This is a genomic window from Edwardsiella piscicida (genome assembly GCF_001896205.1).
GTDB classification, from domain to species: domain Bacteria; phylum Pseudomonadota; class Gammaproteobacteria; order Enterobacterales; family Enterobacteriaceae; genus Edwardsiella; species Edwardsiella piscicida.
Genome location: NZ_MPNU01000001.1, coordinates 540169 through 560554, shown reverse-complemented (window position 1 = coordinate 560554; position 20386 = coordinate 540169). Strand labels below are relative to the sequence as shown.

The following is a 20386-nucleotide window of genomic DNA, read 5'->3' as shown; positions in this document are numbered from 1 at the left end:
CCATGATCCGCCTCGCTATCATCGGAACCAACTGGATTACCCGGCGCTTTGTCGATGCCGCGCTGGCCTGCGGCCAATATCGCCTCAGCGCCGTCTATTCACGCCGCCTGGAACAGGCCGCCGATTTTGCCGCGCCCTACGGGGCAGTACACTGCTTTGACAGCCTTGACGCGCTGGCCTGCAGCCCAGAGGTCGACGCGGTCTATATCGCCAGCCCCAACGCCCTGCACTGCGCCCAGACGCTGCTGATGCTGCGCCATGGTAAGCACGTCATCTGTGAGAAACCGCTGGCCTCGACCCACGCGGAGGCCCAGCGCGCGTTCGACTGCGCCCGCGCCAACGGCGTCGTTCTATTCGAAGCCTTTAAAACCGCCTATCTGCCCAACTTTGACGTCATCCGCAGCGCGCTGCCGCGCCTTGGCCGCCTGCGTAAGGCCTTTCTCAACTACTGCCAATACTCTTCCCGCTATCCTCGCTATCTCAACGGTGAAAACCCCAATACCTTTAATCCGGCCTTTTCCAACGGATCTATCATGGATATCGGTTTTTACTGTCTGGCCAGCGGCGTCGCGCTGTTCGGCGAGCCGCAGCGGGTGAGCGCCGAGGCGGTACTGCTGGACTCCGGCGTTGACGCCCATGGCCACGTCGCCATGCGCTATCCCGGCCTTGAGGTCTTGCTGTTTCACTCCAAGGTCAGCGATTCGGCGCTGCCCAGCGAGATCCAGGGCGAGGAGGGCAGCCTGGTGATCGAGCACCTCTCCCAATGCCAGCGGGTAACCCTGATCCCGCGCGGCGGCGTGGCGCAAGAGATTGGCGTCGTTCAGCGTGAAAATACCATGGAGTATGAAGCGCAGGCCTTCGCCCGCCTGATACGAGAGGGCCGGGTGGCCCACGCCGGGGTGGCGCGCGCGCTCAGCACGGCCCGCCTGCTGGACGAGATACGCCGCCAAACCGGGGTGGTCTTTCCCGCCGATCGCGCCTGATACCGCGCCGGCCGCCGACGCGGCCGGCCCAGCGCTATCGACGGGTGCTCTGCGCCTGGGGCCCCTGCCTCTTGATGCTAATCACCGCCAGCGCCAGCGCGATCAGCACAATACCGCTCCCCTCCACCGGGCCGGGGTTCTCGCCCAGCAGCCACCAGGAAAACAGTACCCCGCAGACCGGGACCGCCAGGGTGCTCAGACTGGCGATCCCGGCCGGCAGATTTTTCAACACGAACAGCCACAGACTCCAGGCCAGCGCCGTCGCCAGAATCGCACTGTAGGCCAACGCCCAGAACACGTAGGGCTGCCAGTCCACGCTGCGCTGCGGTACCAGCCAAGCCACCACGCTCATCACCACGGCGGCATACAGCATCTGCCAGGTCGTGAGCCCCAGCAAATCAATGCCCGGATAGCGAGCATACATTCGCTTGGCCACGATGGCGCTCGCCCCCCAGCTGATGCCGGAGAGCACCGCCAGCAGCGCACTTTGCAGCGAGGAGAGATCCAGCTTCCACGGCTGCAGCACCAGCAGCAATCCCAGGGCCGCCGCCGCAATCGCGACATACTGCAGGCGCCGCATCCGCTCGCCGAGAAACAGGGCGGCCATGATCACCACCCAAAACGGCATGGTATAGCTTAAAATAGCCACCTTGCCAGCGCCGCCGCTCATGAGCGCCCACTGGGCCAAGCCGACCATACCGCAGGTCTGCAGCAGCGCGATGGCCAGCGTATAGCCAAACGGCGTCGGCCGCATACCGCGTCCGCGCAGACGCAGCACCACCAGCAGCAGCAGCGCGCCGCAGACGCAGCGCAGCGCGGTAAAGTCGAACGCCCCGATATACTGCGTTACCTGTTTCATCGCAATCCAGCTGTAGCTCCAGATCAGCGTCAAGGCGATCAGACCCACTATCGCCAGTGGATTGGTTTTTCTTGCAACTGCCATGACATTACCACCCTTCTCTTATCCCACAGGCACTATAGCGGCTTCCGCCCGACGATGCATGGATAGCCCCCGGATTGCTTATGCCATCTCGATCTGAGAGAACGGCGGTTCATGCCTATCCTGAACAGCGAACAGGGATTGACCAATGACACATTTTGCATTATTTTCTGCGCAGCAAAGGGGAGTAACTTCTTATTTGCCGGTTAATCGTCATTACGGTGCACAGCACCCGGTTACCGGGCAACCTCGCGGGCTCCCGCCCGTGGATGCGTTGTAAGTGAGACCTTGCCGGAAGGCGAGGTACAGGCAACGCGTGGTTAATAAATGCACGCACGGTGTTCGCCCTCCGACACCCGTTATTGATTAACCTTATAGGAGACTTCCATGCTCAACTCTGTTGGCACCCCCTGGCTATGGGGGAGCTTCGCCCTGATCATCCTGATTATGCTGGCTATCGATCTACTGCTGCAGGGTCGGCGCGGCGCCCAGGCGATGACCATGCGCCAGGCCGCCGTCTGGTCGCTGGTCTGGGTCAGCCTGGCGCTGCTGTTCAACGCCGGTCTTTGGCTCTATCTGAGTGAAACCCTGGGACGCGCGGCGGCCGATCAGCAGGCGCTGGCATTCCTCACCGGCTATTTGATCGAAAAGGCGCTGGCGGTAGATAACGTCTTTGTCTGGCTGATGCTGTTCAGCTATTTCTCCGTGCCGGCCAACATGCAGCGCCGGGTGCTGGTCTACGGCGTGCTGGGGGCGATCATTCTGCGTACGATCATGATCTTCGCCGGTAGCTGGCTGGTGACCCAGTTCCAGTGGATCCTCTACCTGTTTGGCGCTTTCCTGCTGTTTACCGGTATTAAGATGGCCATGGCCCACGACGATGACGGCGATCTCGGCGATCGCCCGCTGGTGCGTTGGCTGCGCCGCCACCTGCGGATGACCGACTGCATTGAAAGCGAGCACTTCTTTACCCGCCGCAGCGGTACGCTGTTCGCCACCCCGCTGCTGCTGGTGCTGATCCTGGTCGAACTGAGCGACGTGATCTTTGCCGTCGACAGCATTCCGGCGATCTTTGCCGTGACCACCGATCCGTTCCTGGTATTGACCTCCAACCTGTTCGCCATTCTGGGGCTGCGCGCCATGTACTTCCTGCTGGCCGGCGTAGCCGAGCGCTTTACGCTGTTAAAGTACGGGCTGGCAGCCATTCTGACCTTCATCGGCATCAAGATGCTGATCGTCGATTTCTACCATATTCCCATCGCCTTCTCCCTGGGCATCGTCGCCGGGATCCTGGCGCTGACCCTGCTGATTAACGCCGGGGTCAACCATCGCCGGGCATCGCGCGCCCCCCGATAACGCCCCTTCCCCGGTATGCTAATACTGGGGAGTTTTACCTGACAAAACGTCAGAAACCCCCGAAATCTATTTGGAATAATTCTTTGATATAGACACTTTTTCAGCAAATTATTCTAGAGGCACGGTTTGCCATGTGAGCACAGTTGGCTTTTTTCCCTACATTTCGACGCTATCGTTAATAAATGCAATAAAAAGTTAAATTAGAGTTAAATTTATAGCGTGGCGACAGAATTTTATAAATTCAGCGTTCCCAATTGAGTCGATTTCCCTATACTGGGGTGGCAAACACATTTAGTTACAGGTTGCATGCATGACATGTAATCCAAAAATATAACAAGTGGGTAATCGATTATGGAAAGACAATCTGGATTCGTGCGTTTCATTACGCGCGGTAGCCTAGTCGGCCAGATCCTGGTAGGGCTGGTACTGGGGATCGCGCTGGCTTCGTTCTCCCAATCCGGCGCCATCGCCGCCGGGCTGCTGGGTACACTGTTCGTCAGCGCCCTGAAAGCCGTCGCGCCGGTGCTGGTCTTCATTCTGGTGGCGGCCTCCATCGCCAACCACCGTCAGGGACAAAAAACCAACATGCGGCCTATCGTGCTGCTGTATTTGCTTGGCACCTTCGCCGCCGCACTGGTGGCCGTGGTGGTCAGCTTCGCCTTCCCGTCACAGCTGGCGCTCGTCAGCCACACCAACGATATCACCCCGCCGGGCGGGATCGTCGAGGTGCTGCAGTCCCTGCTGATGAACGTCGTGGATAACCCGTTCCGCGCTCTGGCCAACGGCAACTTCATCGGTATTCTGGCCTGGGCCATCGGTCTGGGCGTCGCCCTTCGCCATGCCTCTGATACCACCAAACGCGTGGTGGGCGACCTCTCCTACGGCGTCACCTTTATCGTTCGCGTGGTCATCCGCTTTGCGCCGCTGGGTATCTTCGGGCTGGTCTCCTCGACGCTGGCTGAAACCGGGTTCGACGCCCTGTGGGGCTATGCCCACCTGCTGATGGTGCTGATCGGCGCCATGCTGCTGGTCGCCCTGGTTCTCAACCCCTTAATCGTGTTTTGGAAAATCCGACGTAATCCCTATCCGCTGGTGTTCACCTGCCTGCGTGAAAGCGGTCTGACGGCGTTCTTTACCCGTAGCTCGGCCGCCAACATCCCGGTAAACATGGAGCTGTGTAAGAAGCTGAAGCTCAATGAGGATACCTATGCGGTCTCCATTCCGTTGGGCGCCACCATCAATATGGCCGGTGCGGCCATCACCATCACCGTGCTGACGCTGGCGGCGGCGCATACCCTGGGGATCAGCGTCGACCTGCCGACGGCGCTGCTGCTCAGCCTGGTGGCGGCGGTCTGCGCCTGCGGCGCCTCCGGGGTCGCCGGCGGCTCCCTGCTGCTGATCCCGCTGGCCTGCAGCCTGTTTGGTATCAGCAGTGATATCGCCATGCAGGTCGTCGCGGTCGGCTTTATCATCGGCGTCCTGCAGGACTCCTGTGAAACCGCCCTCAACTCCTCAACGGACGTTCTGTTCACCGCGGCCGCCTGCGTGGCAGCAGAGGAAAGCACCGGCGATAGCGCCGCAGAGCTGGGCTAACCCCTATGACATGGCATAACGGGCGCCGCGGCGCCCGTTTTTTGTCGGTTGAATGCCCCCGACGATGCGGGGGATAGCGATGTTTCGCCTGACGACGCCTCGCCGGAGGCTACGAGCGGAAGGGATCGATGCCGCGCCGCTGCATGCGGTAAAAGCGGACGATGTTATAGCCATTGATCAGCAGGAAACTGCCCTCGATCAGCGAGCCCCCCAGCGAGCCCAGCCACAGATTGTGGATCACCCAGCAGGCGGTGGAGCACCACATGACGCAGCGGGTGGTCAAGCCGCGGCAGCGGAACAGCGCCCAGGTGCTGGCAATCGTACCCACGATAGGCAGAACCTCAACCGGGTGCTTCAGCTCCCAGCCGCCCAGCCCGAGGGTCAGCGCAATAAACAGCGCCATAATCCAGACATTGCGCGTACGCGTCGCCACCACCGAACGGATCGCGTTCAGCTCGGCGCTCATCCCAGCGGCGCTGGCGCCCATCAGAAAAAAATGGGCGCCGATGATCGCGCTGTACAGCGCCAGCTGCAGACGGAAACGGCGCTCATCGCGGTTGAAAAACGTCGTAATCCCGACCAGAAAGGCGACGACGCCTACCCCCTGGGCAAACAGAAGCTCACCGCTCATAGCGTTAATCCCTTAAGGGGCGGGAGCTCGCCCCGCGGCGGCCCCCGCGATCCGACGGCGGTTACAGCGTTACACCGCTTTTAAAGATGGCCAGCTCACGAAAGTCATTCTTCTCGTTACAGGTCTGTCTGCCGTCGGCGATCGCCACGATCAGATCGATAAACTCACTCAGCAGCAGCGCCATCGGCTTGCCCTGCAGCAGCTGACCGGCGTCAAAATCTATCCAGTGCGGTTTCTTCGCCGCCAGCGGCGTGTTGGTCGCCAGCTTCACCGTCGGTACAAAGCCGCCGTAGGGCGTACCGCGGCCGGTGCTAAACAGCACCATATGGCACCCGGCGGCAGCCAGCGCGCTGGTGGCGACCGCATCGTTTCCCGGCGCGCTGAGCAGGTTCAGCCCCGGCGTATGCAGACGCTCGCCGTAGCGCAGTACATCCATCACCTGGCTCTGCCCGGCCTTTTGCGTACAGCCGAGGGATTTCTCCTCCAGGGTTGTGATGCCGCCGGCCTTATTGCCCGGCGAGGGGTTCTCATAGATCGGCTGCTGATGATCGATGAAGTAGCGTTTGAAATCGTTGACCATCGCGACCGTCTTTTCAAAGGTTTCCCCATCGCGGCAGCGGCTCATCAGGATCCGCTCAGCGCCGAACATCTCCGGGACCTCGGTCAGTACGCTGGTGCCACCGTGGGCGATCACATAGTCGGAAAAACGCCCCAACAGCGGGTTGGCGCTGATGCCGGAGAAGCCGTCCGAACCGCCGCACTCCAGGCCAAACTTCAGCTCACTGAGACGGCCTGGCTCCCGACGATCGCCGCGCATGGCGCCATACAGCTCATGCAGCGCCTCAGTTCCGGCCTCCACCTCATCATCCTGCTGCTGGCACACCAGAAAGCGCACCCGCGCCGGATCATAGTCGCCCAGCGTCTCGCGAAACGCTGCGATCTGGTTATTCTCACAGCCGAGCCCGACCACCAGCACGCCGCCGGCGTTCGGGTGGTGCACCATATTCTGCAGCAGGGTACGGGTATTCTGGTGATCATCGCCCAACTGTGAACAGCCGAACGGATGGGTAAACAGATGGACGCCATCGATCGCCGATGCTCCGTCGCTTTCACGCAGAAAGCGCTGCAGCATCTGACGAGCCATGCCGTTGACGCAGCCGACGGTCGGCAGGATCCACAGCTCATTGCGAATGGCCACCTCGCCGCTGGCGCGCCGATACAGGGAGATCGCGCGATCCGCCGGCTGCGCCGTCGGCGCGGCGAAGTCCGGCTGATACTGGTAGCTGTCCAGATCGCTGAGGTTGGTACGCAGGTTCTGGGCATGCACGTGATCGCCGGCGGCAATGGGCGTCAACGCATGGCCAATCGGCAAACCATACTTGATCACCATCGCCTGCGGCGCCAGGTGGCACAGCGCGACCTTGTGCCCGCGCGGCACCGCGTCGCGCAGCGTCAGCGCACCGTCGTCCAGCGCTATCGTCTCTCCGGCCGCAAGATCGCGCAGGGCGACCGCCACGTTATCCTGAGGGTGGATCTTAATGATACTTTGCATATGACTCGACCCGCTCCGTTAATAAGATGATGCCAGCAGCGCGCCCAGCGCGGCGCGCATTCCCTGCTGTTCAATGGCCTGCAGCGCGCGGCTCACCTGCTGCGTCAGCCCGGGGACACCGTTGAGATCCTCGCCCCAGTGCGCCGACTGCGCCAACACCGCGCTGACCAGCTGCTCCAGCGTCTGCTCCCCTGCGCGCACCGCCTCCCAGCCCGCGGCGTAAAACGCCAGCCAATGGGCATCATCCTGCAGCGGATAGCGCAGGCCGTCGCGTTCGCCGCGGTAAAAGGCGATCAGCGCCGCCAGCGCAAAGCTCAGACGTAGCGGCACCGCGTTCTGGCGGGCGCGGTAAGAGAGTAGCTGAGGCAGGATCCGGGTCCGGAATTTGGTCATCCCGTTAAGCGCTATCGACAGCAGCTGGTGCTGAATATAGGGATTACGGAAGCGGGCAATTACCGCCGCGGAAAAAGCGTTGAGCTCCTCGATGGGCAGATCCAGCTGCGGGATAATCTCCTGGGCGATCGTCTGCTCGACGAATGCAGCCACCTGGGCATCGTCCATGCTCTGACCCACGGTATCCAGACCGGCCAGGTAGGCTACCGGCACCAGCGCCGTATGTGCGCCGTTCAGAATCGCCACCTTACGCTCTTTATAAGGGCGAATATCCTCAACGATACGAATATTCAACGGCCCCTGCGCGGCGGCATAGGCATCCAGGCGCAGCGCCTGCGCCAGCCACTGCGGTCCCTGAATCACAAACAGATAGAAGTATTCTGCGGTATCCAGGAAGCTATCCTGGTAGCCGAGCGCATCGCACAGTGACGTGGCCTCATCGCGCGGATAGCCGGTGACAATGCGGTCAACCAGGGTTGCGCAAAACGTCGTGTGCTCGGTCAGCCAGACGGTGAACGCCGGCGGCAGATCCCACTGTTCGGCGTAGCGCAGCACCAGCTCGCGCAAGGCCTCACCGTTGTAATCGATCAGTTCACAGGGCAGCAGCACCCAGCCTTTATCCGCGGCGCCGTCAAAGTGACAAAAGCGCTCATACAGCAGGCGCGTCAGCTTGGCCGGGAAGCTAGAAGGCGGGGCGTCGCTCAGGCGATCCTGCGGCGCATAGCTGATCCCCGCCTCCGTGGTATTGGAGAAGACAAAGCGAATGTTCGGATCGCGCGCCAGCGCCAGAAATGCATCAAACTCGCGATAGACGTTCAACTCACGGTTAACGCTGCGGATCACCCGACTGGTCGATACCGCCTCTCCCCGTTCGTTCAACCCGCGCACGATGGTGGTATACAGACCGTCCTGGCAGTTCAGCGACGGCGGGAAATCGCTGTCGATCGGGCGGACCACCACGATCCCGGCATCCAGATCGGTATGTTCATTCAACAGATCCAGCTGCCAGTCGACGAAGGCGCGCAGGAAGTTACCCTCGCCAAACTGGATCACTTTATCCGGGTGCTGGCGGCCAGGAAAATCACGACGGTTCAGGGTTTGCATCAGGATCCACCTCAATAGCGGGCCCTCCGCCCTGCGGCGGCCCGTCACAGTCAAATTTGGATTTAGCGGCAGCGGGCGGCAAACGCCGGCTGCCGTAGGTCAGCGATTACAGCTCAATGGCGAAGTAGCTTTTCGCGTTGTCGAAGCAGATGTTCTTCACCATGCTCCCCAGCAGGGCAATATCGGCGGGCGCCTCACCCTGCGCGACCCAGCGCCCGATCATCTGGCACAGGATGCGGCGGAAATACTCATGACGGGTATAGGAGAGGAAGCTGCGGCTATCGGTCAGCATTCCCACAAAGCGGCTCAGCAGCCCCAGCTGCGCCAGCTGCGTCATCTGGCGCTGCATACCGTCTTTCTGATCGTTAAACCACCAGCCTGAGCCAAACTGCATCTTGCCCGGCATTCCCTCGCCCTGGAAGTTGCCGATCATGGTTCCCAGCACTTCGTTATCACGCGGATTCAGGCAGTACAGAATGGTTTTCGCCAGTCCGCCGTTGCGGCTCTGGGCATCCAACAGACGCGACAGCGGCTGCGCGACCGGCGCATCGTTAATCGAATCAAAGCCGATATCCGCTCCCAGACGCGCAAACATCGGCGTATTGTTGTTGCGCAGCGCGCCGATGTGGTACTGCTGTACCCAGCCGCGCTGCTGATATTCGCGGCCCAAGAACAGCAGCACGGCCGTCTTGAACTGAGCGACCTCGGTCTCGCTCGGCGTACCGCCGCTCAGACGGCGGGCCAGGATCCCATCCAGGGTCGCATCATCTGCCTCGCCGTAGACCACCACATCCAGCGCGTGGTCAGAGACCTTACAACCGTGGGCGGCAAAGTAATCCATGCGCACCTTCAGCGCCTGACACAGATCGGCAAAGCGGGTGATATCGACGTCGGCCACGGCGCCCAGCTTCGCGATATAGTCAGAGAACAGCGCGGCATCGATATTAAACGCTTTATCTGGGCGCCAGCTTGGCAGCACTTTGGTCGTAAAGCTGCTGTCGGCGGCGATCGTCCGATGATGGCGCAGATCGTCGATCGGATCGTCGGTGGTGCCCACCATCTTCACATTCATCTGGCCCATGATGCCGCGCGCCGTAAAGCTATCCTCCGCCAGCATTCGGTTGCAGCGGGTCCAAATATCCTCGGCCGTCGCGGCAGACAGCAGCGTATCGGTGATGCCGAAGGGACGACGCAGCTCCAGATGGGTCCAGTGGTACAGCGGATTACCGATGGTGTGCGGCACCGTCTCGGCCCACGCCTGAAACTTCTCGCGATCGCTGGCCTCTCCGGTGCAAAAACGCTCCGCTACCCCGTTGGTGCGCATCGCACGCCACTTATAGTGGTCACCTTTTAGCCAGATGTCATACAGGTTTTTGAAACGATAGTTTTCGGCGATCTGCTCCGGCGGAAGGTGGCAGTGATAATCGAAAATAGGCTGTTCTGCCGCATAATCGTGGTACAAACGGCGGGCAAATTCGGTATCAAGCAAAAAATCTTCGGTCAAAAACGGAGACATAATCGGGGTTCCTCAGATGCGGTTGATGCGCTCGCACGGGGGCGCTGGCGGAAGTTATCACACCAATTTAAAAGTTAGTCCAGAACTTTATCCAGGTTTGCGGACTGCATGACAAAAAACGTCGCGTCACGGTGCTAAAAGCGCCATTCAGCTCACTTTCACGACCGTTGGTCATCCCAATTATTATTCAGCAATCCAATTATGGTTTTTGTGATAGCTCTCAACCTTTGAATCTGTATGACAAGTTATCTTAGCCGTCGCACTAACCCGGCTGTAGGTCAACCAATTTAGCCCATTGTGGTTTGGCCAATCATCCATCGGCGTACCGTCGCGGCGATCTCCGCACGCCCCCCAGCCACTGTCAGGGCCACGGGAGCGCTCGGTATACGCCAACCATGTCTTTCCAGCAGGAAAGTGAACGAGCACCCGCCGACGCGGATATGGGTCTTGGCCGCCCCGTATCCGTCACGCGTGCACTATCGGTAATACCTTAAACGGGGAGAGAGTTTAAATGCGTAAAATTAAAGGATTACGCTGGTACATGATCGGCCTGGTCACCATTGGTACGGTGCTAGGCTATCTGACGCGCAACGCCATTGCCGTGGCCGCACCCGCGCTGGAAGACACCCTGCACATCACAACCCAACAGTACTCCTATATCATCGCGACCTACTCTGCCTGCTATACCATCATGCAACCCGTGGCCGGGTACGTGCTGGATCTATTGGGTACCAAAGTCGGCTATGCGGTCTTTGCTGTACTCTGGGCGCTGTTCTGCATGGGAACGGCGCTGGCCAACAGCTGGGGTGGCCTGGCTATCGCCCGCGGCGCGGTAGGGATGGCCGAGGCCGCCATGATCCCGGCGGGTCTGAAAGCCTCGTCAGAGTGGTTCCCGGCCAAAGAACGCTCGATCGCCGTCGGCTATTTCAACGTAGGCTCCTCTATCGGCGGCATGATTGCACCACCGCTGGTGGTCTGGGCCATCATGGTCCACAGCTGGGAAATGGCCTTTATCATTACCGGTGCCCTGAGCCTGCTGTGGGCGATCGGCTGGCTTATCTTCTACAAGCAGCCCCAGGATCAAAAGCGCCTGAGCGATGAAGAACGCCAGTACATTCTGAGCGGTCAAGAGGCGCAGCATAAGGGCGATAACGCCACCCGCATGTCGGCCTGGCAGATTTTGCGTAACCGCCAGTTTTGGGGTATCGCCCTGCCGCGCTTCCTCGCAGAGCCGGCCTGGGGCACCTTTAACGCCTGGATCCCGCTATTTATGTTTAAGGCCTACGGTTTCAATCTGAAAGAGATCGCCATGTTCGCCTGGATGCCGATGCTGTTCGCCGATCTGGGCTGCGTCATCGGCGGCTACCTGCCGCCGCTGTTTCAGAAGTACTTCAACGTCAACCTGATCGTCTCCCGTAAGCTGGTCGTCACACTGGGTGCCGTACTGATGATTGGCCCCGGCATGATCGGCCTGTTCAGCAGCCCGTATATCGCCATCGCCCTTCTGTGCATCGGCGGATTTGCCCATCAGGCGCTCTCCGGCTCGCTGATCACGCTCTCTTCCGATGTCTTTGGCCGCAATGAGGTCGCCACGGCCAACGGCCTAACCGGCATGGCGGCCTGGACCGCCAGTACCCTGTTTGCCTTAGTGGTCGGCGCATTGGCCGATACCCTGGGCTTCAGTCCGCTGTTCGCCGCCCTGGCCGTCTTTGATCTGTTGGGCGCCCTGATCATCTGGACCGTACTGCAAAACCGTACCGCCAACGATCCGCAGCCGATCCCTCGCCCGGCTAACGCAAACGCCTAACCTATTCATGTCAAAGGGTCCCCCCGCGGGCGGACCCTTTTCCGCACGGATTTTGTCCACGAAGGCTCACACTCTGTATGCTTGCCGCTGGTGACTGCCCGATGAAAGTGGTATAACAACTCGCACCGTGGCCCTGAGCCACCCGCGTTACCAACCCTAGCCGAGCACGAATATGGAATGCACGAGACTCTACCAACAGCTTGCCGCCGAACTGAAACAGCGCGTTGAAGGCGGCGTTTATCCCGTCGGCGATAAGTTGCCCGCCGAGCGTTTTATCGCCGAAGAGATGGACGTCAGCCGTACCGTCGTGCGGGAGGCCATCATCATGCTGGAGGTCGAAGGCTATGTTGAGGTGCGTAAAGGCTCCGGCATTCATGTCATCAATAATCAGCCCAAGTCGCTGATTCAGCCGGACAACGCCATTGAGTTTGCCAGCGCCGGACCGTTCGAACTGCTGCAGGCACGCCAGCTTATTGAAAGCAATATCGCCGAATTTGCCGCGACCCAGGTTACCAAGCAGGATATCGTCGCGCTGATGGAGATCCAGGAGCGGGCGCGCCAGGAAGATCGCTTCCGCGACTCGGAGTGGGATCTCAAGTTCCACGTCCAGGTGGCTTTGGCGACCCAGAACAGCGCCATGGCCACCATCGTAGAAAAGATGTGGAGCCAGCGTACCCATAATCCCTACTGGCTAAAGCTGCACGAGCATATCGATGACAAATCGATCGAAAGCTGGTGCGAGGATCACGATAAAATTCTTAAGGCGCTGATCCGTAAAGATCCCTATGGCGCCAAAATCGCCATGTGGCAGCACCTGGAGAACACCAAGCAGATGCTGTTCCACGCCACGACAGACGACTTTGAGTTCAACGTCGATCGCTACCTGTTTGCCGAGAACCCCGTCGTGCATCTTGACGCGGTGGCCAACGGCGGTAAGTAATCCCCATTGTATCTGAGATAAATAGGCTCCTATAATATCTACCGGTGATGGTGTTCCACCTTTAATTCAAAAAATGAATTAAAAACCGCCGGGGATAGCCGGCAGCGCGAGCCGATATGGGTCGCACTGCCGTCGTAGCGAGCGACCTCGCCTAATCCTGTGCTGATGACGCCTGGCAAAACGGTGTGTTTCCCATTAATTAATGGGTGGCCTGCGTTTGCCCGGCGAGATCGTTTTCCGTGGCCTGCGCATTCCCCCAGCTTAGGTTTGTAAAGGAGTCTGCCATGAATTATGGCCTCACGCTGCTGGTCGTCGCCTGCGGCGGCGCGCTCGGCGCCATTAGCCGTTTTCAAATCACCAACTGGTTCAGCGCGTGGTTTGGCAGCGGTTTTCCCTACGCCACGCTCACGGTCAACGTCATTGGCTGCTTCATCATGGGGGCGTTGGTCTCAATGCTGAACAGCGGTACCCTGATCGCGCCGCACTGGCGCCCGCTGATTGGCGTTGGCTTTCTCGGTGCGCTGACCACCTTTTCCACCTTCTCGTTTGATACATTCGCCCTGTTTAGCGAAGGTTTCTGGATGAAGGCGATGCTAAACGTCGTACTCAATCTGATCCTGTGTATGGCGGCCGTGAGCGCAGGTTACTATCTGTTACTGTCCCGCAGCGCCTGACGCGCTGGCAGCGGATAATCCGCGCCATATCAGTCCATTCCGGCGATTTTGTAGGACAAAACCGCCGGAGAAAAAACATCGGATTTCACCTGATTTGGCCAGGAAACCCCCATTTTGTGCTGTCTCCAGGTGGGCGATTTTGCTAAAGTGAGCGCCTGTTTTTCTGTCTGTATCCGGAAACGACAAAATATTGAAGCGTGTAACCTCTGCCTCTCTGCTGCTGTTACTGTGTTGCTGGGCCGCCACGGCCATCGGCAAAATAGGCGCATGGCATTCTCAGGCCGTCACCACGCTTCCGCTGAGCCAGTTTCCCTGCAATACGGCGGTCTTCAGCGAAAACTACCGCGATCCGGCGGGCAGCCACTGCCTGAGCCGGATACCGCACAATCGTAAGATCACCGCGCTGATCCGACTGCATATCTGCGGCGGCAGCGAGGTGGTGCGCAACGGCCTTATCCCACCGGACGTCCCGCCGCCGGAGACCCGTCAGCCCTATCGCCCCCAGGCGCCGGGCAACGACGGCCACTATGCGCGCCTATCGCGCATTCTGCTGCGAACGCTGCAGCTACCGCCCCACCAAAATCGGCTGGGGGGATGGAAAGAGAGTAATATCCTTTACCGCGGTCAGGTCACCTATCACCCAGCGCTCGCCTAAACTGACGGTGTTGTATCAGGTGATACGTTAGCGGATCGCCCGGCGCTATCACAGCGCCAGACCGGCAAACGATCTCCGAGGTTTCTGCTAGGAATTCGCGATGGATATTATTAGAGAATTAATCACTGCCCTGTGGCATCAGGACTATGAGACGCTGGCGAACCCTTCGCTGGTCTGGACGATTTACGGCATTCTGTTCGTGATCCTTTTTCTGGAAAACGGCCTGCTGCCAGCGGCTTTCCTGCCCGGAGACAGTCTGCTTATTTTGGTCGGGGTGCTGATCGCCCGCGATACCATGGATTTTCCGCTGACGCTGCTGGTGCTGACCTCCGCCGCCAGCCTCGGCTGCTGGGTGGGCTACCTACAGGGACGCTGGCTGGGCAATACCCACTTAGTCCAGAAATGGCTTTCACATCTGCCCGCCCACTACCATCAGCGTGCTCACCAGCTGTTCCATCGCCATGGCCTGGCCGCGCTATTGATTGGGCGCTTTCTCGCCTTCGTTCGCACCCTTCTGCCGCTGATTGCCGGCCTCTCCGGGCTGAACGGTCCGCGCTTTCAGTTCTTCAACTGGATAAGCGGCCTGCTGTGGGTGTTGATCCTAAGCTCCCTGGGCTATGTGCTGGGCAAAACGCCGCTGTTCCTACGCTATGAGGATCAGCTGATGAACCTGCTGATGCTGCTGCCGCTGGTGCTGCTGGTCTTTGGCCTGTGCGGTTCCCTGCTGGTGCTGTGGCGGAAAAAACACGCCCATGCCACCGGTAAAAGCCCGAGGAAATGACGTGAACCAGGCAAACTCACAGCCATTTACCCGTCGGCAGGGTTGGAAACGCATGTTGGGCCTACTGCTGTTCATCGTCGCCGCCCTCACGGCGGTGATCTTACCGCAGCTGGGCCATAAAGAGGTCTCCCTGCAGATCCGGGCGACCCACAGCGGCCTGGCCACGCCCGACGGCTTTTTTGTCTATCAAAAGCTGGACGAGAACGGCGTCAGCATCACCAGCATCACCCCGGACAGGGAGGGGCTGGTGGTACGTCTGGCGCACCCCGAACAGCAGGCGCTGGCGCTGCAGGTGCTGCAGCGTGAGCTGCCGCCCGGCTATAGCATCGCTGATAAAATCCTGCATCGCTCGCTGTTTCATAAGAGCGAACGCCCCGCCGCCGCCCTTTCTTACAGCGCTGGCCGCAACAGCTAATCCCCGGCGGGAAGAGACTTTCCCGCACCGCTCCTCCCGCTTGGGCTAAAAGTGAGATTATTTCCGCCCATAGGGTGCCCAAGAACAACTATGATAGAGGATGGAGGGGCGATCTCTGCCTGGCAGAATCCCTGCGGCGCGACGCTGACCGTCTACAATATATGACGACAAAGCTAAGTTATTACAGAATGTTATCTAGCTATACCCTTTGCACTCTCTGTAAAAGCCCGCTATGTTGAAAGTCCTAATCAGTAACGTGAAGGAGCGTAAGAATGACTAACGATTCCACCGCTGAACATCTGCGTGCCGAGCTGAAGTCCCTGGCTGACGCGCTGGAAGATGTGCTCAACTCATCCACCGATAAGCCCAAGGCCGAACTGGAAAAACTGCGCGCCCGCGCCCATGACGCGCTGCACAACAGCCGTGAACGCCTGAGCCAGGCCGGTGAAAACGTGGCGACCCAGACCCGGGAAATGGCCGGGCGAGCCGATGACTATGTCCGGGATAATCCCTGGACCGGCGTTGGCATCGGCGCCGCCGTCGGCGTCGTGCTTGGCGTGCTGCTGGCCCGTCGCTAATGGCAGGCGACACCTCCCCCACCCAGGATTCCGCCGCCGGGATCCTGGGTACAGCCCGACGCATCGTCACCCTGCTGGTCGGTATGACGGAAACCCGTTTACGCCTGGCGGTTGTCGAGCTGGAAGAGGAGAAAGCCAACCTCATTCAGCTGCTGCTGATGGCTGGCGTCACGCTCTTGTTTACCGCCTTCGGTTTGATGTGCCTGCTGGTACTGCTGTTTTGGGCCGTCGAGCCAGCCTATCGCCTGATGGCCTTAGGGATAGCCACCGCTCTGCTGCTGCTGCTGGCCTGCGTCGGCGCGATCTGGACGCTGACAAAAGCGCGCCGCTCTACCTTTTTGCTGGCCACCCGCAAACAGCTTGAGATCGATCGTCAGCTGCTGGAGCGTCGGGAGAAGCCATGAACCGCCAACGTCAGTCCTTGGCCGCTGAAAAAGCGCGGCTGCTGCAAAAAATCGCGCAGCAGCGCGTGGATCTGCATACCGAATCGCTGCGCGCCGAGCGGCTGTGTATCAACGTGGACCGCACCCTGACCACGCTGTGGCGTCTGCGGCGTACCCTGTCGCTGGCCGCTGGCCTGGCCGCCGTTTACGCCGCCCGTCATCCCTCCCGTCTGCTAAGCGGTATAAAACGGGCCGTAGGCCTGTGGAGCACCCTGCGTTTGGCACGCCGCACCTTCTACCCATGATCGCCGCCGGCATCTTCGCGTACGGACCCGCTGCGCGTCGCTGATGCCCCCTTACCCACCACGCGTTCCCGCGCTGATGCGGGGGTACATATGCGCCCATAGCCTACCCCACGTGACCATTAGCGCATTTTTTATACAAAAAATCATTATTACATTATTAAAAAACGGTGCTGATCACCCTCTGTATAACGATTCTACCGATGCTAAAAATCATTGATTCAGGTCAATAAAATTTACTTTATCAAATCGCCATTCCCATATATAGTGTCTCTGACGTAAACGAACACCTATATATAGTAGTTATCCACAAAGCATCCACACAACGCGCGTAAAGCCTGATTTCACGCGGCTTTGTGCTGTGGATAACCGGTAGATGGATGCACACCACAATCACAGGAGCGAGAAAACGGTGAAACCTATAGTGATTAAACGGGACGGTTGTCAGGTACCCTTCAACGAACAGCGTATCAAGGAAGCGGTGCTGCGTGCAGCGCTGGCCGCTGACGTGGATGATGCCGATTACTGCGCAACCGTTGCCCGCGTAGTCGCTATGCAGATGGCCGATCGCGAGCGTGTGGATATCAACGACATCCAGCACGCCGTAGAAAACCAACTGATGGCGGGCAACTATAAGCAGCTTGCGCGCGCCTATATCGAGTACCGTCACGATCGTGACGTTGCCCGTGAGCAGCGTGGCCGTCTTAATCAGGATATTCGCGGACTGATCGAACAGAGCAACGCGGCCCTGCTCAATGAGAACGCCAACAAAGACAGTAAGGTTATCCCAACCCAGCGCGATCTGCTGGCGGGGATCGTCGCCAAACACTATGCCAAACAGCATTTGCTGCCGCGTGACGTGGTGCAGGCCCATGAGCGCGGAGAGATCCACTACCACGATCTCGACTATTCGCCGTTCTTTCCCATGTTCAACTGTATGCTGATCGATCTGAAAGGCATGCTGACCAACGGCTTTAAGATGGGTAACGCAGAAATCGAGCGGCCGAAATCCATCTCTACCGCCACCGCCGTTACCGCACAGATCATCGCGCAGGTTGCCAGCCATATCTATGGCGGAACGACCATCAACCGCATTGATGAGGTGCTGGCTCCCTTCGTCAGCGCCAGCTTCGCCAAGCATCGCCAAATCGCCGAGCAGTGGAATATCCCCGACGTAGAAGGCTATGCCCACGCGCGTACCGAGAAAGAGTGCTACGATGCGTTCCAGTCGCTGGAGTATGAGGTAAATACCCTGCATACCGCCAACGGGCAGACTCCGTTTGTCACCTTTGGCTTCGGGCTGGGCACCAGCTGGGAGTCGCGGATGATCCAGCAGTCGATCCTGAAGAACCGTATCGCTGGCCTGGGTAAAAACCGCAAGACCGCGGTATTCCCCAAGCTGGTATTCGCTATTCGCGACGGCCTCAATCACAAATTCGGCGACCCGAACTACGATATCAAGCAGCTGGCCCTTGAGTGCGCCAGCAAACGCATGTATCCGGACATTCTCAACTACGATCAGGTCGTCAACGTCACCGGCTCCTTCAAGACCCCGATGGGCTGCCGCAGCTTCCTTGGCGTCTACGAAGAGAACGGCGAGATGATCCACGACGGGCGTAATAACCTGGGGGTCATCAGCCTTAACCTGCCGCGCATTGCGCTGGAGGCGCAGGGTGATGAGGCGGCCTTCTGGAAACTGCTCGACCGCCGTTTGGCGCTGGCTCGCAAGGCGCTGATGACCCGCATCGCGCGTCTGGAAGGGGTGAAGGCCCGCGTTGCGCCGATCCTGTATATGGAAGGGGCCTGCGGCGTGCGCCTGAAAGCGGATGACGCCATCGCCGACATCTTTAAAAATGGCCGCGCCTCCGTATCGCTGGGCTATATCGGGATCCATGAGACCATCAACGCCCTGTTTGGCACCCAGACGCACGTTTTTGACGACGCGGCGCTGCGCGCCAAGGCGATCGCCATCGTCGAGCGTCTGCGTCAGGCTACCGATACCTGGAAACAGGAGACCGGCTATGCCTTCAGCCTGTACAGCACGCCGAGTGAAAACCTGTGCGACCGTTTCTGCCGACTGGATACCGCCGAGTTTGGCCTCGTTGAGGGGGTCACCGACAAGGGCTATTACACCAACAGCTTCCATCTGGACGTGGAAAAGCAGGTCAACCCCTACGACAAGCTGGACTTTGAGGCGCCGTATCCGCCGCTGGCTAACGGTGGATTCATCTGCTACGGCGAATATCCTAACCTGCAGCACAACCTGAAGGCGCTGGAGGATGTCTGGGACTACAGCTATAGCCGAGTCCCCTACTACGGAACCAACACGCCGATCGATGAGTGCTATGAGTGCGGCTATACCGGTGAGTTTGAGTGTACCAGCAAAGGCTTTACCTGCCCGAAATGCGGTAACCATGACTCCACCAAGGTGTCGGTTATCCGCCGCGTCTGCGGTTATCTGGGCAGCCCGGATGCGCGTCCGTTCAACGCCGGCAAGCAGGAAGAAGTGAAGCGCCGCATCAAGCATCTGAACAACGGTCAGATAGGTTAAACGCGCCTAGGCGATCGTCATCCCATCCCGGGCAGCCCGCTGCCCGGTTGCTTTTGCGGGGGGCGCCCCGCAGGACAAACATCATGAATTACCATCAGTATTATCCGGTCGATGTCGTCAACGGCCCGGGCACCCGCTGCACGCTGTTCGTTGCGGGCTGCGTCCACCAGTGCCCCGGCTGCTATAACAAAGCCACCTGGCGCCTGGACTCCGGCGTACCCTTTACGACGGCGCTGGAGGATCGCATCATTGCCGATCTCAACGATACCCGGATTAACCATCAGGGACTCTCCCTCTCGGGCGGTGACCCGCTGCACCCGCACAACGTGGCAACGATCCTGCACCTGGTACAGCGGGTTCGCACCGAGTGCCGCGGCAAAGACATCTGGCTGTGGACGGGCTATCGCCTAGAGGAGCTCACGGCGGAGCAGCAGGCCGTGGTGGCGCTGATCAATGTCTTGGTGGACGGCAAGTTTGTACAGGATCTCAAAGATCCCATGCTGATCTGGCGCGGCAGCAGCAATCAAATCGTCCACTACCTGCGCTGATCCGCGCCGGTATCAGCCCCTCCCGTCGCCGTCTCGCCCAGACGCTGCACCTGCTCAGACTCCAGGATCTGCAGACGATACTCCGCCGGATACAGCGCACAGTGCAGCATGGCACGCGCCACGCTGTCTGCCTCGATCGCCTTCCATTTCTCCGGCAGCAGACGAAATAGCGGCTCGGAGATCTGCTCCAGCAGGCGCGGCTTGGCCCGCTCTCCCTGCAGCAGTGAGGGACGCAGCAGAGAGAGCCGTCGCCAGGCCTGCAGCTCTAACGCCTGCTCCATCTCCCCCTTGGTGCGGCTGTACAAAAACGGCGACTGGGCGTTGGCTCCCAGCGCGCTGACCACCACATAGTGGCGGCAGCCGTGCTGCAGCGCGACCGCACCGCACTCGACCACCAGCGAGTAGTCCACATAGCGAAAGTCGCTGTCGCTGCCGGCCGCTTTGCGGGTGGTTCCCAGGCAGCAAAAGGCCACGTCACAGGGGGTATCCCACTCCAGCATCGCCCGGCAGATATCTGCGCCGACGGGGTTAATCAGCTTGGCCGACGCCGGCAGCGCCGTACGCGTCGGCGCATAGATCTGGGTAACACGGGGCTCCGACGTCAACCGCGTCAATAGCGCACGCCCGATAAGACCGGTCGCCCCAAGAAGCAATACGTTCATCGGTGACTCCTCCCTATTTTTT

At 59.6% G+C, this 20386-nt stretch carries 20 protein-coding genes and 1 riboswitch; of the genes, 14 read left to right on the top strand and 6 right to left on the bottom strand.

The features are described 5' to 3' along the window. Positions 1-2 precede the first annotated feature (2 nt). The gene (locus tag BRD58_RS02465) at positions 3-983 is read left to right on the top strand and encodes a Gfo/Idh/MocA family protein (RefSeq protein ID WP_012847316.1); all 981 of its coding nucleotides are present in this window, start codon (positions 3-5) and stop codon (positions 981-983) included. A gap of 34 nt (positions 984-1017) precedes the next feature. Here the strand turns inward: BRD58_RS02465 and BRD58_RS02460 are convergent, their stop codons facing one another. Next, the gene (locus BRD58_RS02460; RefSeq protein ID WP_073381516.1) at positions 1018-1926 is read right to left on the bottom strand and encodes a DMT family transporter; all 909 of its coding nucleotides are present in this window, start codon (positions 1924-1926) and stop codon (positions 1018-1020) included. Between the two features lie 384 nt (positions 1927-2310). Between BRD58_RS02460 and BRD58_RS02455 the strand changes: the two genes are divergently transcribed. Together BRD58_RS02455 and sstT are read left to right on the top strand one after the other, a co-directional pair. Next, positions 2311-3279: a TerC family protein gene (locus BRD58_RS02455; protein ID WP_012847314.1), complete on the top strand. Its 969-nt coding sequence runs from the start codon at positions 2311-2313 to the stop codon at positions 3277-3279. Positions 3280-3630: 351 nt separating this feature from the next. Beyond that, a complete protein-coding gene (gene sstT, locus BRD58_RS02450; RefSeq protein ID WP_034168227.1) occupies positions 3631-4872 on the top strand; it encodes a serine/threonine transporter SstT in 1242 nt (413 codons plus the stop codon). A gap of 109 nt (positions 4873-4981) precedes the next feature. Here sstT and BRD58_RS02445 read toward each other — a convergent pair whose 3' ends face one another. The 4 genes from BRD58_RS02445 to uxaC all read right to left on the bottom strand — a co-directional run bounded on the left by BRD58_RS02445 (position 4982) and on the right by uxaC (position 10068). Next, a complete protein-coding gene (locus tag BRD58_RS02445; RefSeq protein WP_015460831.1) occupies positions 4982-5503 on the bottom strand; it encodes a YgjV family protein in 522 nt (173 codons plus the stop codon). A 61-nt stretch (positions 5504-5564) separates the two neighbouring features. Continuing rightward, complete coding sequence (locus BRD58_RS02440; protein WP_012847311.1) at positions 5565-7055, bottom strand: UxaA family hydrolase; 1491 nt, start codon at positions 7053-7055, stop codon at positions 5565-5567. 18 nt (positions 7056-7073) lie between these two features. After that, entirely contained in the window at positions 7074-8552 is a 1479-nt protein-coding gene (locus BRD58_RS02435; protein ID WP_034168772.1) for a tagaturonate reductase, read from the bottom strand. A gap of 106 nt (positions 8553-8658) precedes the next feature. Next, a complete protein-coding gene (gene uxaC, locus BRD58_RS02430) occupies positions 8659-10068 on the bottom strand; it encodes a glucuronate isomerase (protein WP_012847309.1) in 1410 nt (469 codons plus the stop codon). A gap of 511 nt (positions 10069-10579) precedes the next feature. Here uxaC and BRD58_RS02425 point away from each other — a divergent pair. From BRD58_RS02425 to nrdG, 11 genes are all read left to right on the top strand, one after another. Next, positions 10580-11875: an MFS transporter gene (locus tag BRD58_RS02425; protein ID WP_012847308.1), complete on the top strand. Its 1296-nt coding sequence runs from the start codon at positions 10580-10582 to the stop codon at positions 11873-11875. 172 nt (positions 11876-12047) lie between these two features. Beyond that, on the top strand, positions 12048-12815 hold the full coding sequence (exuR, locus tag BRD58_RS02420; RefSeq protein ID WP_012847307.1) for a transcriptional regulator ExuR: 768 nt from the start codon (positions 12048-12050) through the stop codon (positions 12813-12815). Between the two features lie 34 nt (positions 12816-12849). Beyond that, a riboswitch (Fluoride riboswitch) is annotated at positions 12850-12997 on the top strand. A gap of 102 nt (positions 12998-13099) precedes the next feature. After that, the gene (gene crcB, locus BRD58_RS02415; RefSeq protein WP_012847305.1) at positions 13100-13489 is read left to right on the top strand and encodes a fluoride efflux transporter CrcB; all 390 of its coding nucleotides are present in this window, start codon (positions 13100-13102) and stop codon (positions 13487-13489) included. 190 nt (positions 13490-13679) lie between these two features. Further along, positions 13680-14144, top strand: coding sequence for a hypothetical protein (locus tag BRD58_RS02410; protein WP_012847304.1), 465 nt, complete (start codon positions 13680-13682; stop codon positions 14142-14144). A gap of 100 nt (positions 14145-14244) precedes the next feature. Then, a complete protein-coding gene (locus BRD58_RS02405; protein ID WP_012847303.1) occupies positions 14245-14925 on the top strand; it encodes a DedA family protein in 681 nt (226 codons plus the stop codon). A 1-nt stretch (position 14926) separates the two neighbouring features. Further along, positions 14927-15340: an EnvZ/OmpR regulon moderator MzrA gene (mzrA, locus tag BRD58_RS02400; protein WP_012847302.1), complete on the top strand. Its 414-nt coding sequence runs from the start codon at positions 14927-14929 to the stop codon at positions 15338-15340. Between the two features lie 272 nt (positions 15341-15612). Next, positions 15613-15918 carry a DUF883 family protein gene (locus BRD58_RS02395; protein WP_012847301.1) on the top strand — a complete coding sequence of 102 codons (306 nt, stop codon included), beginning with the start codon at positions 15613-15615 and terminating at the stop codon, positions 15916-15918. Further along, positions 15918-16322, top strand: a complete 405-nt coding sequence (locus tag BRD58_RS02390; protein WP_012847300.1) for a phage holin family protein — start codon at positions 15918-15920, stop codon at positions 16320-16322. Before BRD58_RS02395 ends, BRD58_RS02390 begins: the two co-directional genes overlap by 1 nt. Beyond that, a complete protein-coding gene (locus BRD58_RS02385; RefSeq protein WP_034168770.1) occupies positions 16319-16606 on the top strand; it encodes a YqjK family protein in 288 nt (95 codons plus the stop codon). The genes BRD58_RS02390 and BRD58_RS02385 overlap by 4 nt, the downstream gene beginning before the upstream one ends. Before the next feature lie 409 nt (positions 16607-17015). Beyond that, positions 17016-19154: an anaerobic ribonucleoside-triphosphate reductase gene (gene nrdD, locus BRD58_RS02380; protein WP_012847296.1), complete on the top strand. Its 2139-nt coding sequence runs from the start codon at positions 17016-17018 to the stop codon at positions 19152-19154. 83 nt (positions 19155-19237) lie between these two features. Beyond that, positions 19238-19702 (top strand): anaerobic ribonucleoside-triphosphate reductase-activating protein, encoded by a 465-nt coding sequence (gene nrdG, locus BRD58_RS02375; RefSeq protein WP_012847295.1) that lies wholly within the window; start codon positions 19238-19240, stop codon positions 19700-19702. Here nrdG and BRD58_RS02370 read toward each other — a convergent pair. Next, a complete protein-coding gene (locus BRD58_RS02370; protein WP_012847294.1) occupies positions 19690-20364 on the bottom strand; it encodes an NAD(P)H-binding protein in 675 nt (224 codons plus the stop codon). The two genes, nrdG and BRD58_RS02370, sit on opposite strands and share 13 nt — an antisense overlap. Positions 20365-20386: the final 22 nt, after the last annotated feature.

Excerpts from the sequence above, each read along its gene's own strand:
- BRD58_RS02440 (WP_012847311.1), bottom strand. The coding sequence starts at position 7,055 with ATGCAAAGTATCATTAAGATCCACCCTCAGGATAACGTGGCGGTCGCC.
- BRD58_RS02370 (WP_012847294.1), bottom strand. The coding sequence starts at position 20,364 with ATGAACGTATTGCTTCTTGGGGCGACCGGTCTTATCGGGCGTGCGCTA.
- uxaC (WP_012847309.1), bottom strand. The coding sequence starts at position 10,068 with ATGTCTCCGTTTTTGACCGAAGATTTTTTGCTTGATACCGAATTTGCC.
- sstT (WP_034168227.1), top strand. The coding sequence starts at position 3,631 with ATGGAAAGACAATCTGGATTCGTGCGTTTCATTACGCGCGGTAGCCTA.
- BRD58_RS02460 (WP_073381516.1), bottom strand. The coding sequence starts at position 1,926 with ATGGCAGTTGCAAGAAAAACCAATCCACTGGCGATAGTGGGTCTGATC.
- BRD58_RS02390 (WP_012847300.1), top strand. The coding sequence starts at position 15,918 with ATGGCAGGCGACACCTCCCCCACCCAGGATTCCGCCGCCGGGATCCTG.
- BRD58_RS02455 (WP_012847314.1), top strand. The coding sequence starts at position 2,311 with ATGCTCAACTCTGTTGGCACCCCCTGGCTATGGGGGAGCTTCGCCCTG.
- BRD58_RS02425 (WP_012847308.1), top strand. The coding sequence starts at position 10,580 with ATGCGTAAAATTAAAGGATTACGCTGGTACATGATCGGCCTGGTCACC.
- crcB (WP_012847305.1), top strand. The coding sequence starts at position 13,100 with ATGAATTATGGCCTCACGCTGCTGGTCGTCGCCTGCGGCGGCGCGCTC.
- BRD58_RS02465 (WP_012847316.1), top strand. The coding sequence starts at position 3 with ATGATCCGCCTCGCTATCATCGGAACCAACTGGATTACCCGGCGCTTT.
- BRD58_RS02405 (WP_012847303.1), top strand. The coding sequence starts at position 14,245 with ATGGATATTATTAGAGAATTAATCACTGCCCTGTGGCATCAGGACTAT.
- BRD58_RS02395 (WP_012847301.1), top strand. The coding sequence starts at position 15,613 with ATGACTAACGATTCCACCGCTGAACATCTGCGTGCCGAGCTGAAGTCC.
- BRD58_RS02385 (WP_034168770.1), top strand. The coding sequence starts at position 16,319 with ATGAACCGCCAACGTCAGTCCTTGGCCGCTGAAAAAGCGCGGCTGCTG.
- exuR (WP_012847307.1), top strand. The coding sequence starts at position 12,048 with ATGGAATGCACGAGACTCTACCAACAGCTTGCCGCCGAACTGAAACAG.
- BRD58_RS02445 (WP_015460831.1), bottom strand. The coding sequence starts at position 5,503 with ATGAGCGGTGAGCTTCTGTTTGCCCAGGGGGTAGGCGTCGTCGCCTTT.
- BRD58_RS02435 (WP_034168772.1), bottom strand. The coding sequence starts at position 8,552 with ATGCAAACCCTGAACCGTCGTGATTTTCCTGGCCGCCAGCACCCGGAT.
- nrdG (WP_012847295.1), top strand. The coding sequence starts at position 19,238 with ATGAATTACCATCAGTATTATCCGGTCGATGTCGTCAACGGCCCGGGC.